Origin of the sequence: Vibrio sp. JC009 (genome assembly GCF_029016485.1) — a bacterium.
Classification (GTDB): Bacteria; Pseudomonadota; Gammaproteobacteria; order Enterobacterales; family Vibrionaceae; genus Vibrio.
In genome coordinates this window covers 600,320-614,307 of record NZ_CP092106.1, presented here as the reverse complement: position 1 = coordinate 614,307, position 13,988 = coordinate 600,320, and the positions used below count along the sequence as shown (strand labels likewise).

The window sequence follows — 13,988 nt, the reverse complement described above, 5'->3', positions numbered from 1 at the left end:
GAACGGCATTGAAACTATAACAGCCCCTGAGCTATTATTAGCCGCAATTCAAGATAGCAGATTAAAAAGAAGTAAAACGAGGTGGACTATTTTTAGTCAAGTTGCCAGTTTTTACCGGAAGTTGGTCAGAAACAGCGAAAGCAGCCGAGAAGACAGCGGCGCAGGAGCTGAAATCTCTCTGAACATTATTCCGCGTGAAGAACATAACATTTCGAGACAGCAGATCAGTGACAATGCACTGAAGGTGCTTTATCGCCTGCACAATGCCGGATACGATGCGTTTCTGGTAGGTGGCGGTGTACGCGATCTATTACTTGGTAAGTCTCCAAAAGACTTCGATATCGCGACTAACGCGACACCAGAGCAGATTAAGCAGCTGTTCAGGAACTGCCGCCTTATCGGCCGACGCTTCCGTCTGGCGCATATCATGTTCGGCAGAGATATTATCGAAGTAGCCACTTTCCGTGGCCACCATCAGGAACCGGCGAAGAACGTATCTGCTCAGTCTAAAGAAGGGATGCTGCTTCGTGATAACGTTTACGGCAGTATCGACGAAGATGCAGAGCGCCGTGACTTTACCGTCAATGCCATGTACTACAACATCGCAGACTACAGCATCCATGACTACGCTGGCGGTATTGAAGACCTGGAAGACCGCCTGATCCGCCTGATTGGCGAGCCGGAAGTTCGTTACCGGGAAGACCCGGTTCGTATGCTGCGTGCAATTCGCTTTGCAGCAAAGCTGGATATGGACCTGTGTGAAAGTACCGCACTACCGATCCCTGAGCTTGCGCATCTGCTGGAAGATATTCCGGCGGCGAGAATGTACGAAGAGTCACTTAAGTTGCTTCAGTCCGGGCAGGGTCTGGTTACCTACTTCCTGCTGAGAGACTACAACCTTTTCGCACCGCTTTTCCCGCTTATCGCGCGAGAGTTTACCGAAGCGGAAGACTCTAATACCGAGAAGATGCTGGAGCTGGTTCTGAAATCCACCGATGCCAGAATCGAAGACGGAAAAAGAATTAACCCGGCCTTTATGTTTGCCGCTCTGCTCTGGTATCCGCTGAATAAAGAAGCGGAAATCCTTATGGAACACCGTAGTATGAGCTACTACGATGCCATCCTTGAAGCGAGCAATATCATTCTGGATCAGCAGGTTAAAAACCTTGCGATTCCAAGAAGACATACGGCAACCATCAGAGAGATCTGGCAGTTGCAGTTAAGACTGCCAAGACGAAGTGGTAAGCGTGCCTTCAGGCTGATGGAACTGAATAAGTTCCGCGCCGGTTTCGACTTCCTTGAGATGAGAGGAAAAATTGAAGGTGGTGAGACAGCTGAACTGGCGAACTGGTGGCAGAGCTTCCAGAATGCTGACCGTAACAAAAGACAGGTGATGATCACCGGTCTGGGTCAGGCTAAACCCAATTACCGACGCAAAAAGCGCTACCACAGTAAAAAGAGCAAAAAAGCGAATGACTAAGGCTTATATCGCAATAGGCAGCAACTTAAACGATCCCGAAACTCAGGCGCTAAATGCCATTGAAGCTTTAAAGTCGCTGCCCTGCTCAGAGTTCCTGATTGCATCCTCGCTGTACAGCAGCACGCCGATGGGGCCGCAGGATCAGCCTGAGTATATAAACGCGGTAGCCATTATCGAAACAGAATTAACGCCTCTGGAACTGCTCGACTGCACTCAGGCAATCGAACTGGAACACGGGCGTGTCCGTAAAGAGGAACGCTGGGGACCAAGAACACTGGACCTGGACATTCTTCTTTATGGCGATGAGGTGATCGATTCCGGGCGACTGACCGTTCCGCACTATGGAATGAAGGAGAGGGAGTTTGTCCTCTATCCGCTTGCCGAAATCGCACCAAGTTTGAAACTCCCGTGTGGGACTGAGTTAAGTCAGCTACTGGAAACAGTTGACCGAAACGGACTCAGAATTTGGCAATCATAGCCAACTCCGATAAGGAAAAATAATGAAAAAAATTACAATTAACGATCTGTTATCCTGGAAAAAAGAAGGTCGTAAATTTGCTACTTCTACCGCCTATGACGCCAGCTTTGCTCAGCTTTTTGAGCAGCAGGAAATGCCGGTACTTTTAGTTGGGGACTCACTTGGTATGGTGCTTCAGGGTAAGACTGACACTCTGCCGGTGACGGTAGACGAAGTGGCTTACCATACCAAATGTGTAAGAGCCGGCAGCCCGAACTGCCTGCTGATGGCTGATATGCCATTTATGAGTTACGCCACTCCGGAACAGGCTTGTGAAAGCGCAGCAACTCTGATGAGAGCCGGTGCAAACATGGTGAAACTGGAAGGCGGCGACTGGCTGGTTGATACAGTAAAAATGCTGACTGAAAGGGCAGTTCCGGTTTGTGCTCATCTGGGCCTTACCCCGCAGTCAGTGAATATTTTTGGCGGCTACCGTGTTCAGGGACGTGATCAGGAAAAAGCCGACAAGATGGTTGAAGACGCTATCGCACTGCAAAATGCCGGTGCACAGATCGTCCTGCTTGAGTGTGTTCCTGCTGCGCTGGCAGAAAGAATCACAAAGGCTGTGGATGTACCTGTGATTGGCATTGGCGCTGGTAATGCGACCGATGGTCAAATACTGGTAATGCATGATATGTTTGGCATTTCAGCGAACTATATGCCTAAGTTTTCTAAAAACTTTTTAGCTGAAAGCGGCGATATTCGTAAAGCGGTATCTCAATATATTGAAGATGTACAAAGTGGCACCTTCCCGGGTGAAGCCCACACAATTGCTTAAGGATGGCTATGCAGACGTTTGAAGAAGTATCAGCACTGAGAGAACAGATTAAACAGTACAAAAAGGATGGCCGTACTGTGGCATTTGTTCCGACTATGGGTAACCTGCACGAAGGGCATCTGACACTGGTCAGAAAAGCTCGCGAGCACGCAGACGTTGTGGTTGTCAGCATTTTCGTAAACCCGATGCAGTTCGAACGGGCAGATGACCTGAACAACTACCCGCGCACACTGGAAGATGATCTGAGCAAACTGAATGGTGAAGGTGTTGATCTGGTCTTTACCCCGACTCCTGAGATCATGTATCCGGAAGGTCTGGATAAGCAGACCTTCGTTGAAGTTCCGGGTCTGTCCCAGATGCTGGAAGGCGCTTCCCGTCCGGGTCATTTCCGTGGTGTAGCAACGATTGTCACTAAGCTGTTCAACATTGTTCAGCCTGATGTTGCCTGCTTCGGCGAGAAAGACTTCCAACAGCTTGCTGTTATCCGCCAGATGACACTGGACCTGGCAATGGATATCCAGATCATCGGCGTACCGACAGTACGTGAGATGGACGGCCTGGCAATGAGTTCACGCAACGGCCTGCTGACCATAGACGAACGCCAGCGCGCTCCGGTTGTCGCAAAAACCATGCGCTGGATCAGCAGCCAGATGCGAGGCGGAAGAAACGACTACGCATCCATTGTTGAAGATGCCAACGATCAGCTAAGAGCTGCCGATCTTCAGCCGGATGAAATCTTTATCCGCGACGCAAAAACACTGCTGCCGGTAACGGAAGAAACCACTCAGGCAGTGATTCTGATTGCGGTTTTCCTTGGCAAGGCCCGTCTGATTGATAATCAGGTTGTGGATATTGCGCCTGCGGTTGAAGCGGAGACGGAAGTTAGCGAGAAGGCTGACGAGCAAAGTTCATAAAACTATGGGGTTATGGGGTTATGGGGTTATGGGGCCAAAGTATCCCCCAGGCCTTATAGCCCACAACCCCATAGCCCTGAAAACTTTAACTCCTTAGCCCAATCCCCTTCGACACCAGTCTGTGCGCCACTGCGTAAAGTCCGACCACAAACACCAACAACACGCTAAATGAAGTGACGATGCCCACATCGGATACGCCTAAGAAGCCGTATCTGAACGCGTTGACCATATAAACGATCGGGTTGATTTTGGAAACGCCCTGCCAGAACTCAGGCAACAGACTGATTGAATAGAAGACACCACCAAGGTAGGTCATCGGAGTCAGAACAAAGGTTGGCACGATAGAGATATCGTCAAAGGTTCTGGCGAAAATCGCGTTGATCAAGCCACCCAGAGCAAAGACTACCGAGGTCAGGAATACCGTTGCGGTAATAATAAGCCAGTTGTGAACGTTTAGATCAACAAACAGCTGCGATACCATGGTGACGATAAAACCGACACCCAGCCCACGGGCAACGCCGCCCATTACGTAACCACAAATGATCACATAGTGCGGAACCGGCGCAACCAGAAGTTCCTCGATGTTTTTCTGCATCTTAGAGCTGAAAAAGGACGACGCGACATTGGAATAGGAGTTGGTAATAACCGACATCATAATCAGGCCCGGAACTATGTATTCCATATAGGAAAAACCTTCCATCTGGCCTATTCTTGAGCCGATAAGATTACCAAAGATGATGAAATAAAGTGTCATGGTAATCGCCGGCGGAACCAGAGTCTGAACCCAGATTCGCATAAAGCGGGTCACTTCTTTGCCAAGCAGGCTCTTAAATGCTGTCCAATACAAACTATACATGCTTATTCCCCACCCTGATTACGGACAATACTGACAAACAGCTCTTCAAGACGGTTTGCTTTATTTCTCATTGAAAGAACTTTTACGCCTTTGTCAGAAAGCTGAGCAAATACGCTGTTCAAGCCTGTTTCTTTATCTATCTCTATTTCAAGAGATCCATTTTCATACTTGAATGAGTTGACGCCTTGCAGCTCAATCTCCTGATTTCCTGCTTCAAGATCCAGAATAAAGGTCTCCACATGCAGCTTGTTAAGCAGCTCTTTCATGCTGGTGTTTTCAATCAGGTCACCCTGATTAATGATACCGATATTCCGGCAGAGCATTTCTGCCTCTTCCAGATAATGGGTTGTCAGAATGATGGTTACGCCATCGCGGTTAATTTCCTGAAGAAAGTCCCACATTGAACGGCGCAGCTCAATATCCACACCCGCTGTCGGCTCATCAAGAATAAGAAGCTTCGGCTCATGCATCAGCGCCCTGGCAATCATAAGGCGGCGCTTCATCCCTCCGGACAAACTTCTGGCTCGTGCAGTTCGCTTCTCCCACAGATCGAGTTTACTCAGATACTTTTTCGCTCTCTCTTTTGCCGTATCGCGGGCTACTCCATAGTAACCGGCCTGCTGAAGCACTATCTGCTCCACAGTTTCAAACTGATTGAAGTTGAACTCCTGAGGTACAAGACCAAGGTTCATCTTGGCTCGTTCCAGATCGCTGTCGATATCGTATCCGAATACTTTAACCTGACCCGAGGTCTTATTCACCAGCGAAGAGATAACGCCAATCGTAGTCGACTTACCTGCTCCATTTGGACCAAGAAGTGCGTAGAAGTCGCCCTTCTCTACTTTCAGGCTGACCCCTTTTAACGCCTCTACGCCACCGGCATAGGTTTTTCTTAAATTGTCTATTTCTAATGCGTACATGACTAACCCTAAATGGACACTCGTCCAAAGCTCACAGTAACCAATAAATGGAGGCTACCACATGAAAATACAATCCCCGTATTTATCTGCTCTTTATACCAATCCCAGTAATTAGCTGTTCAGTGATTGTTGGGATTGGTATTAGTCCGAGAGCCGGATAAAAAATTAAATTATTCCATATAACTTAATGAATTTAATAGGATTAACCATTAGCAGAAGCAGCATTAGCAACAAAATGTAAACGAAAGTGCTCTGATCAGTTAAAAATGTTGTATTTTTAACTGATAAAAAGAAGTATTGTCCGCTAACCTTGTGTATATTGAGCGCTTCAAAGAGGGAAATTGAATGCCAGATATTAAAGAGTTATTTAACAAAAATGCAGCTTGGTCAGAGCAGATGACCTCCGAATCTCCGGAGTACTTTTCCAAGTTGGTGAACCGACAGTCTCCTGACTACCTATGGATTGGGTGCTCAGACAGTCGCGTTCCGGCAGAGCTGCTAACCGGGCTGGACTCAGGTGAACTGTTTGTTCACCGAAATGTCGCTAACCAGGTGATTCACACCGATCTTAACTGTCTTTCGGTGGTTCAGTACGCTGTTGATGTACTGAAAGTTAAACACGTTATTGTATGTGGCCACTACGGCTGTGGCGGTGTAAATGCAGCCATTGACAACCCAGAGCTTGGATTAATCAACAACTGGCTTCTGCATATCCGCGATATCTACCTGAAATACCGCGACCTGCTGGAAACCCTGCCACGCGAGCAGTGGGGCGACAAGCTATGTGAACTAAACGCAGCAGAACAGGTATACAACCTGGGTAACTCAACCATAATGCAGAACGCATGGGACAGAGGCCAGAAAATCGACCTTCACGGTGTTATCTACGGCATCGGCGACGGAAAACTTATCGACCTGGGCATGAGATCCGATAGCAAAGAGACGCTTGAGGCGGCTTATAATAGTGCTATGGAGAAGATTGTTTCTGGGGTGATTGGGAAATAGGCTATAGGGCTATAGGGCTATAGGGCTATAGGGCTATAGGGAAGGTATCCCAGTTAAATCCGAAGTCAAACATAAAAAATCCCCGCTTATTAATGAAAGCGGGGATTTTTTTACTTTAAGGAATTAGCGCCGAGGTCAATAGAGAAATCCCCCATAGCCCCATTGCCCCATTGCCCAGAATAATCCTATTCCTGCGGAACCACCTTCCCAATATACGGCAGATGACGATACTTCTGCGCGTAATCAATGCCAACCCCAACCACAAACTCATCCGGGATTTCGAAGCCGATCCACTTAACGTCTACTTCCACTTCTCTTCTTGAAGGCTTGTCCAGAAGCGTACAGATGTTGATTGAGTTTGGCTCTCTGATAGAAAGGATTTCACAAACCTTGCTCAGAGTGTTGCCGGTATCGATGATATCTTCCACAAGCAGTACGTCCTTGCCCTGAATATCATCATCAAGATCTTTAAGGATACGCACATCTCTTGAGCTCTCCATTGAGCTGCCGTAGCTGGATGCCGTCATAAAGTCTACTGTGTGAGTCAAATCAATAGCACGAGCAAGGTCGGCCATAAACACAAATGATCCCCGCAGAAGACCAACCATCACCAGGTTTTCAGAATCTTTATAGTGTTCACTAATCTGTTTTCCAAGCTCAAGCACACGATTGCGTACTTCTTCCTCAGAAATCATTACTTCAACGGTATGTTTCATGTTTTTCTCATTTGATTAAGAATATGGAGACTTGCTGCAAAAACAACCAGCAAACCAATACAGGTGGGCTATTCTACCACCAGATTTAACTGAAGTAACTATCAGTAAAAATTAACACTGATCAAATAACTGACCAAAATATTAACAATATCCATTGAATTTCTAAATATGCACTTGTACACTCATCTGGCGGAAAATTAATTATAAACATCACATTACCGCATTAAATAACAACAACGTTGGCAAGGATAAATGTTATGGATATGATCAAAAAAAGACCCAGAACCCGTCTGTCTCCTCAGAAGCGTAAGCTTCAATTGATGGATATCGCATTAGAGGTATTCGCGAGAAGAGGTATCGGCCGGGGTGGGCATGCGGATATTGCTGAGATCGCTCAGGTTTCAGTGGCAACCGTCTTCAACTACTTCCCGACAAGAGAGGATCTTGTTGATGAAGTACTTCACCATGTGGTTCGTCAGTTCTCCGGTTTCCTGAATGAAACCGTTGATATGTCTGTTCACATCAAGGAAAACCTTGAAAAATCAACATCTCAGGTAGTTGAACTGGTTCGTTCAGACTGTCACTGGCTAAAAGTGTGGTTTGAGTGGAGTGCATCAACCCGTGATGAGATCTGGCCTCTGTTTGTTACTCTGAACAGCAACAGCTCAATCGTACTTGAGAGCATGTTCAGAAAGGCCGTTGAGCGTGGCGAAGTCTGTGAATCACAGAACCCTGAGTACCTGGCTAAACTGTTCCACGGTCTCTGCTATGCCGTTTATGTACAGGCAAACCGTGAGCAGGACGATGAAGCACTAAACGATATGGTTAAGGGCTTCCTTAACATGCTTTGTATCTATAATGACGAAGCAGCAACAGCTTAATTGTCTCTATAATAAGAATCCGGGCATTTAGCCCGGATTTTTTATTTATAATAATCTTATTAAGATTATTTCTTCTTAGCCTTCTTATTCGGCAGATCGGTAACTGTACCTTCGAAGACTTCAGCGGCAAGACCGACTGACTCATGCAGTGTCGGGTGAGCGTGAATAGTCAGAGCGATATCTTCGGCATCACAACCCATTTCGATTGCCAGACCGATTTCACCCAGCAGTTCACCGCCGTTTGTCCCTACAATCGCACCACCGATAATACGGTGACTCTCTTTATCAAAGATAAGCTTGGTCATACCGTCAGAGCAGTCAGATGCGATTGCACGACCGGAAGCTGACCAGGGGAAAGTAGCAACTTCGTAGTTGATACCCGCATCTTTTGCTTCCTTCTCTGTTTTACCCACCCATGCCACTTCAGGCTCTGTATAGGCAATCGAAGGGATCACCTTAGGATCGAAGTAGTGCTTCTTGCCGGAGATCACTTCAGCCGCCACATGACCTTCATGCACACCTTTGTGAGCCAGCATCGGCTGACCAACGATATCACCGATAGCATGAATGTGCGGGATGTTGGTACGCATCTGCTTATCAACGTTGATAAAGCCGCGCTCATCCACCTCAAGGCCAGCCAGCTCAGCATCGATTAGCTTACCGTTAGGTACACGGCCGATTGCCACCAGAACAGCGTCATAACGCTCAGGCTCAGCAGGCGCTTTCTTACCTTCCATTGAAACATAGATACCGTCTTCTTTGGCTTCAACAGCGGTAACCTTGGTTTCAAGCATCAGGTTGAACTTGTCTTTAATACGCTTGGTATAAACGCGGACAATATCTTTATCAGCAGCAGGAATAACCTGGTCGAACATCTCAACCACATCAATCTGAGAACCCAGAGAATGGTATACCGTACCCATTTCCAGACCGATAATACCGCCCCCCATGATAAGCATCTTACCCGGAACCTCTTTCAGATTCAGAGCATCAGTAGAGTCCCAGATACGCGGATCTTCATGCGGAATAAACGGCAGCTTGATCGGACGTGAACCGGCCGCAACAATAGCGTTATCGAAGTTAACCGTTGTTACCTCACCCTCTTCACCCTCAACCTGAATTGAGTTAGGGCTGGTAAATTTACCGTAACCGTGAACAACGTTAACCTTACGCATCTTAGCCATACCATCGATACCGCCGGTAAGCTGAGTGATTACTTTGTCCTTCCAGAGGCGGATCTTATCGATATCAGTCTGAGGCTCACCAAATACAATGCCGTGTTCCGCCAGTGATTTGGCCTCTTCAATAACCTTAGCAACGTGAAGCAGTGCTTTTGAAGGAATACATCCGACATTCAGACATACACCACCCAGAGCGTTATAGCGTTCTACCAGTACTGTATCCAGACCAAGGTCTGCACAGCGGAATGCAGCTGAGTATCCAGCAGGTCCGGCACCAAGCACCACAACCTGGGCTTTAATTTCTTTGCTCATTTTGACCTCTTGTAGTCATTATCCCTAACAGGCTAAAAGGGTTCTTTTTCGATTTACAAACTGAAACAGTTTATAAACTTGTTAACGATATGAAAAATATTTTCATTTAGCCTGTGAGCTATACAACAATTCAGTTGTTACTTAATAAAATTACAAAACAAGACGACGAATATCAGACAGACAGCCGTTCAGGTAAGTAATAAAGCGTGCACCATCAGCACCATCAATCACACGGTGGTCGTATGAAAGTGACAGCGGCAGTTGCAGGCGAGGCTCAAACTCTTTACCGTTCCACACCGGCTTCATTTCTGATTTCGATACTCCCAGAATAGCCACTTCCGGCGCATTCACAATCGGAGTAAAGGCTGTACCGCCAATGCCACCCAGGCTTGAGATAGTAAAGCAACCGCCCTGCATGTCCGCAGCCGTCAGCTTACCTTCACGGGCTTTCTTAGATACCGCTTTCAGCTCATCAGAAAGCTCATAGATACCTTTCTTGTTCACATCCTTAAAGACAGGAACCACAAGGCCGTTTGGTGTATCCACTGCAATGCCGATATTGACATACTTCTTCAGAATCAGGCTTTCACCGTCTTCCGTAAGCGAAGAGTTAAATGTCGGGAAAGCTTCCAGCGCTTTCGCAACCGCCTTCATGATAAATACCAGAGGTGTAATTTTCACACCTGAATCTTTCTTGGCTTCGATGGCATTCTGCTCTTTACGGAATGCTTCCAGTTCAGTGATGTCGGCATTATCCCACTGAGTAACATGAGGAATCATCACCCAGTTACGGTGCAGGTTGGCGCCCGAGATCTTCTTGATCTTCGACAATGGCTGAGTTTCAACGTCACCAAACTTGCTGAAATCAACCTTAGGCCAGGGAAGCAGACCAAGCGCACTGCCGTCACCTTTACCAGATGCCGCACCGGACTCAAGACGTTTAAGCGCTTCTTTCACATAACTCTGAACATCTTCTTTCAGAATACGACTCTTACGGCCCGTACCTTTTACCTTAGAAAGGTTAACACCAAACTCACGGGCAATACGGCGGACAACCGGAGAGGCATGTGCGTATTCGTTGTTTTCCTGGAAATCACCCGCCTGCGGAGCCTCTTCTTTAGCAGCCGCTTTTTCAGGCTTAGCCGCTTCAGGCGCTGGCGCTGCTGCCGGAGCGGCAACTTCAACAGAACCACCAGCGGTTTCAAATACCATAACCAGAGAGCCGGTTGAGACCTTGTCTCCTTCAGATACCTTAATCTCTTTTACGCTGCCAGCAAAAGGAGCCGGTACTTCCATTGACGCTTTATCACCTTCAACAGTGATAAGAGACTGCTCTTCTTCCACAGAATCACCAACAGAAACCATAATCTCGGTAACTTCAACTTCATCACCGCCGATATCCGGTACATGAACATCTTTTAGCTCAGAAGCCGCAGGCGCTGCCGGTGCCGGCTCTGCGGCTGGCGCTTCTGCCGGAGCCGGAGCAGCTTCAGAAGCTGCGCCTTCAAAGGTCATAATCAGAGAGCCGGTAGATACCTTATCGCCCTCAATGATCTTAAGCTCTTTAACCACACCGGCCTGAGGAGCCGGTACTTCCATTGAGGCCTTGTCGCCCTCAACAATAATCAGAGACTGCTCTTCTTCAACCCTGTCGCCTACGCTAACCAGGATCTCAGTAACCTCAACCTCATCCGCACCGATATCAGGTACATTAATTTCGATTGCCATTATTCTTTCCTACCTCTGTTAAGCGTATAGCGGGTTAGTTTTTTCAGTGTCGATACCGAACTTAGAAATCGCTTCAGTAACCACAGATTTTTCAATTTCGCCGCGTTTTGCCAGCTCATTTAGTGCAGCTACTACCACGTAACCAGCATTTACTTCGAAGTGACGACGCAGGTTGTCACGGCTGTCCGAGCGGCCAAAGCCGTCAGTGCCAAGAACCTTGTATGAATCCGCCGGAATAAAGGCGCGAACCTGTTCAGCGTAGTTCTTCATATAGTCTGTCGCAGCAATTGCAGGCTCACTGCCCATCACTTGCGCAATATAAGGCACCAGCTCTTCAGACTCAGGATGAAGCATGTTGTAACGCTCCGCCGCCTGTCCGTCACGGGTCACTTCGTTAAATGAAGTCACAGAGAACACATCGGAAGCAATGCCATAATCATCACTCAGAATCTGAGCTGCTTTACGCACTTCGTTCATAATCGTGCCTGAGCTCATCAGCTGTACCTTACCTTTAGAACCGGCATAGGTTTCCAGCTTGTAGATACCCTTACGGATACCCTCTTCAGCTCCTTCCGGAATCGCTGGCATGGCATAGTTTTCGTTCATTACCGTCAGGTAGTAGAAAACATTCTCCTGCTCACCGTACATACGACGAATACCGTCCTGCATGATAACCGCAACTTCATAGGCGAAAGTCGGGTCGTAGGAGATACAGTTAGGAACCGTACCGGCCATAATGTGAGAGTGACCATCTTCGTGCTGCAGACCTTCACCGTTCAGCGTTGTACGCCCGGCGGTTGCACCAAGCAGGAAGCCACGTGCCTGCTGGTCACCTGCCATCCATGCCATATCACCCACTCGCTGGAATCCGAACATTGAGTAGTAGATATAGAAAGGAATCATCGGCAGATCGTTGGTGCTGTATGATGTTGCTGCTGCAACCCATGAAGACATAGCACCAAGTTCGTTAATACCTTCCTGCAATACCTGACCAGAAGTCGCCTCTTTATAGTAAGAAACAATATCGCGGTCCTGCGGTGTGTAGTTCTGACCGTGCGGGTTATAGATACCCACCTGGCGGAACAGGCCTTCCATACCGAAGGTACGGGCTTCGTCGGCAATAATCGGAACAATGTTCTTGCCGATATTCTTATTCTTAAGCAGCACGTTCAGTGCACGAACAAATGCCATGGTCGAAGAGATATCACGCTTCTGCTCTTCAAGCAGCGGCTTAAACTCCTCAAGCTCCGGAATAACCAGCTCTTCGGTAAAGTTCGGAAGACGAACCGGCGTGTAACCAAGCAGATCTTTACGACGGGCATGTAGATATTCATACTCTGCTGAGCCTTCTTCCAGCTTCAGATACGGCAGTGTTTTCATATCTTCATCGGAAACCAGATCCTGCAGACCCAGACGGTCACGAAGATGCTCAACATGCTCCATGTTCATCTTCTTAACCTGGTGAGCAATGTTCTTACCTTCAGCAGCAGCACCCATGCCGTAACCTTTGACCGTTTTAGCAAGGATCACCGTCGGGCGGCCTTTGGTCTCCTGAGCGTTCTTATACGCTGCATACAACTTTGATGAGTCATGACCACCACGCTTCAGAGCAAAAATCTCAGTGTCCGTCATATCTGCAACCAGTGCTGCGGTTTCAGGGTAGCGGCCAAAGAAGTGTTCACGGATATAAGCGCCGTCTTTCGACTTATAGGTCTGGTAGTCACCGTCAACGGTTTCGTTCATCAGTTGCAGCAGTTTACCGCTGGTATCTTTTGCCAGAAGTGCATCCCAGCCACTACCCCAGACCACTTTCACCACGTTCCAGCCGGCACCTTTAAACAGACCTTCAAGTTCCTGAATGATTTTACCGTTACCCATCACAGGACCATCAAGGCGCTGAAGGTTACAGTTAATGGTGAAACACAGGTTGTCCAGGTGCTCACGGGCAGCAAAGGAGATAGCGCCGCGTGATTCCGGCTCATCCATCTCACCGTCACCAAGGAAAGCATAAACGCGCTGCTTAGAGGTATCTTTCAGACCACGGCCGTCCAGATACTTCAGGAAACGAGCCTGATAGATAGCAGAAATAGGCCCCAGCCCCATAGATACGGTCGGGAACTGCCAGAACTCAGGCATCAGTTTAGGGTGCGGATAAGACGGGATACCTTTTCCGTCTACTTCCTGACGGAAGTTATCCAGTTGGTCTTCAGTCAGGCGACCTTCAACAAAGGCGCGGGAATAGATACCCGGAGAGATATGTCCCTGATAGTAGACCAGATCGCCACCATCGTGCTCATTCGGAGCACGGAAGAAGTGGTTAAAACAGGTTTCGTAGAAAGCAGCAGAAGACTGGAAAGAGGCCATATGACCGCCAAGCTCTAAATCTTTCTTAGAAGCGCGCAACACAATCATAATTGCGTTCCAGCGGATTATTGAGCGAATCCTGCGTTCTAATGTGGTGTCACCCGGGTATGCCGGTTCCTGATCCGGAGCAATCGTGTTGATGTAGTTGGTTGTTACGCCTGTCGGCATATCAACGCCATCAAGGCGGGCTTTATCTAAAACTTGTTCAAGTAAGAACTGGGCACGCTCAACACCTTCTTCACGTACGACGGACTCAAGAGCTTCGAGCCACTCCTGAGTTTCCAGTGCATCAACGTCATGGTTCATGACTTCAGACATGGCGGTCTATCCTTTTGT

The 13,988-nt window shown here is 47.8% G+C and carries 12 protein-coding genes; 6 read left to right on the top strand and 6 right to left on the bottom strand.

Annotation, left to right across the window (positions count from 1 at the left end):
- The first annotated feature begins 121 nt into the window (after window positions 1-121).
- Genes pcnB through panC form a run of 4 tightly spaced genes read left to right on the top strand, consistent with a single transcriptional unit; the run spans window position 122 to window position 3,689 of the window.
- Window positions 122-1,480, top strand: a complete 1,359-nt coding sequence (gene pcnB, locus L3Q72_RS02915) for a polynucleotide adenylyltransferase PcnB (protein ID WP_275131183.1) — start codon at window positions 122-124, stop codon at window positions 1,478-1,480.
- On the top strand, window positions 1,473-1,958 hold the full coding sequence (folK, locus tag L3Q72_RS02910) for a 2-amino-4-hydroxy-6-hydroxymethyldihydropteridine diphosphokinase (protein ID WP_275131182.1): 486 nt from the start codon (window positions 1,473-1,475) through the stop codon (window positions 1,956-1,958). Before pcnB ends, folK begins: the two co-directional genes overlap by 8 nt.
- Before the next feature lie 22 nt (window positions 1,959-1,980).
- Complete coding sequence (gene panB, locus L3Q72_RS02905) at window positions 1,981-2,775, top strand: 3-methyl-2-oxobutanoate hydroxymethyltransferase (RefSeq protein ID WP_275131181.1); 795 nt, start codon at window positions 1,981-1,983, stop codon at window positions 2,773-2,775.
- 8 nt (window positions 2,776-2,783) lie between these two features.
- Window positions 2,784-3,689 (top strand): pantoate--beta-alanine ligase, encoded by a 906-nt coding sequence (gene panC / locus L3Q72_RS02900; RefSeq protein WP_275131180.1) that lies wholly within the window; start codon window positions 2,784-2,786, stop codon window positions 3,687-3,689.
- A gap of 85 nt (window positions 3,690-3,774) precedes the next feature.
- Here the strand turns inward: panC and L3Q72_RS02895 are convergent, their stop codons facing one another.
- Entirely contained in the window at window positions 3,775-4,545 is a 771-nt protein-coding gene (locus L3Q72_RS02895) for an ABC transporter permease (RefSeq protein WP_275131179.1), read from the bottom strand.
- 2 nt (window positions 4,546-4,547) lie between these two features.
- Window positions 4,548-5,465 carry an ABC transporter ATP-binding protein gene (locus L3Q72_RS02890; RefSeq protein WP_275131178.1) on the bottom strand — a complete coding sequence of 306 codons (918 nt, stop codon included), beginning with the start codon at window positions 5,463-5,465 and terminating at the stop codon, window positions 4,548-4,550.
- Window positions 5,466-5,810: 345 nt separating this feature from the next.
- On the opposite strand from L3Q72_RS02890, the gene can reads away from it, so the two are divergent.
- Window positions 5,811-6,470, top strand: a complete 660-nt coding sequence (gene can, locus L3Q72_RS02885) for a carbonate dehydratase (RefSeq protein ID WP_275131177.1) — start codon at window positions 5,811-5,813, stop codon at window positions 6,468-6,470.
- A 185-nt stretch (window positions 6,471-6,655) separates the two neighbouring features.
- Here the strand turns inward: can and hpt are convergent, their stop codons facing one another.
- Entirely contained in the window at window positions 6,656-7,186 is a 531-nt protein-coding gene (gene hpt, locus L3Q72_RS02880) for a hypoxanthine phosphoribosyltransferase (RefSeq protein ID WP_275131176.1), read from the bottom strand.
- 257 nt (window positions 7,187-7,443) lie between these two features.
- Between hpt and L3Q72_RS02875 the strand changes: the two genes are divergently transcribed.
- A complete protein-coding gene (locus L3Q72_RS02875; protein ID WP_275131175.1) occupies window positions 7,444-8,067 on the top strand; it encodes a TetR/AcrR family transcriptional regulator in 624 nt (207 codons plus the stop codon).
- A 65-nt stretch (window positions 8,068-8,132) separates the two neighbouring features.
- Here the strand turns inward: L3Q72_RS02875 and lpdA are convergent, their stop codons facing one another.
- From lpdA to aceE, 3 genes are all read right to left on the bottom strand, one after another.
- The gene (gene lpdA, locus L3Q72_RS02870; protein ID WP_275131174.1) at window positions 8,133-9,560 is read right to left on the bottom strand and encodes a dihydrolipoyl dehydrogenase; all 1,428 of its coding nucleotides are present in this window, start codon (window positions 9,558-9,560) and stop codon (window positions 8,133-8,135) included.
- A gap of 150 nt (window positions 9,561-9,710) precedes the next feature.
- On the bottom strand, window positions 9,711-11,288 hold the full coding sequence (aceF, locus tag L3Q72_RS02865; protein WP_275131173.1) for a pyruvate dehydrogenase complex dihydrolipoyllysine-residue acetyltransferase: 1,578 nt from the start codon (window positions 11,286-11,288) through the stop codon (window positions 9,711-9,713).
- 18 nt (window positions 11,289-11,306) lie between these two features.
- On the bottom strand, window positions 11,307-13,970 hold the full coding sequence (aceE, locus tag L3Q72_RS02860) for a pyruvate dehydrogenase (acetyl-transferring), homodimeric type (RefSeq protein ID WP_275131172.1): 2,664 nt from the start codon (window positions 13,968-13,970) through the stop codon (window positions 11,307-11,309).
- Window positions 13,971-13,988: the final 18 nt, after the last annotated feature.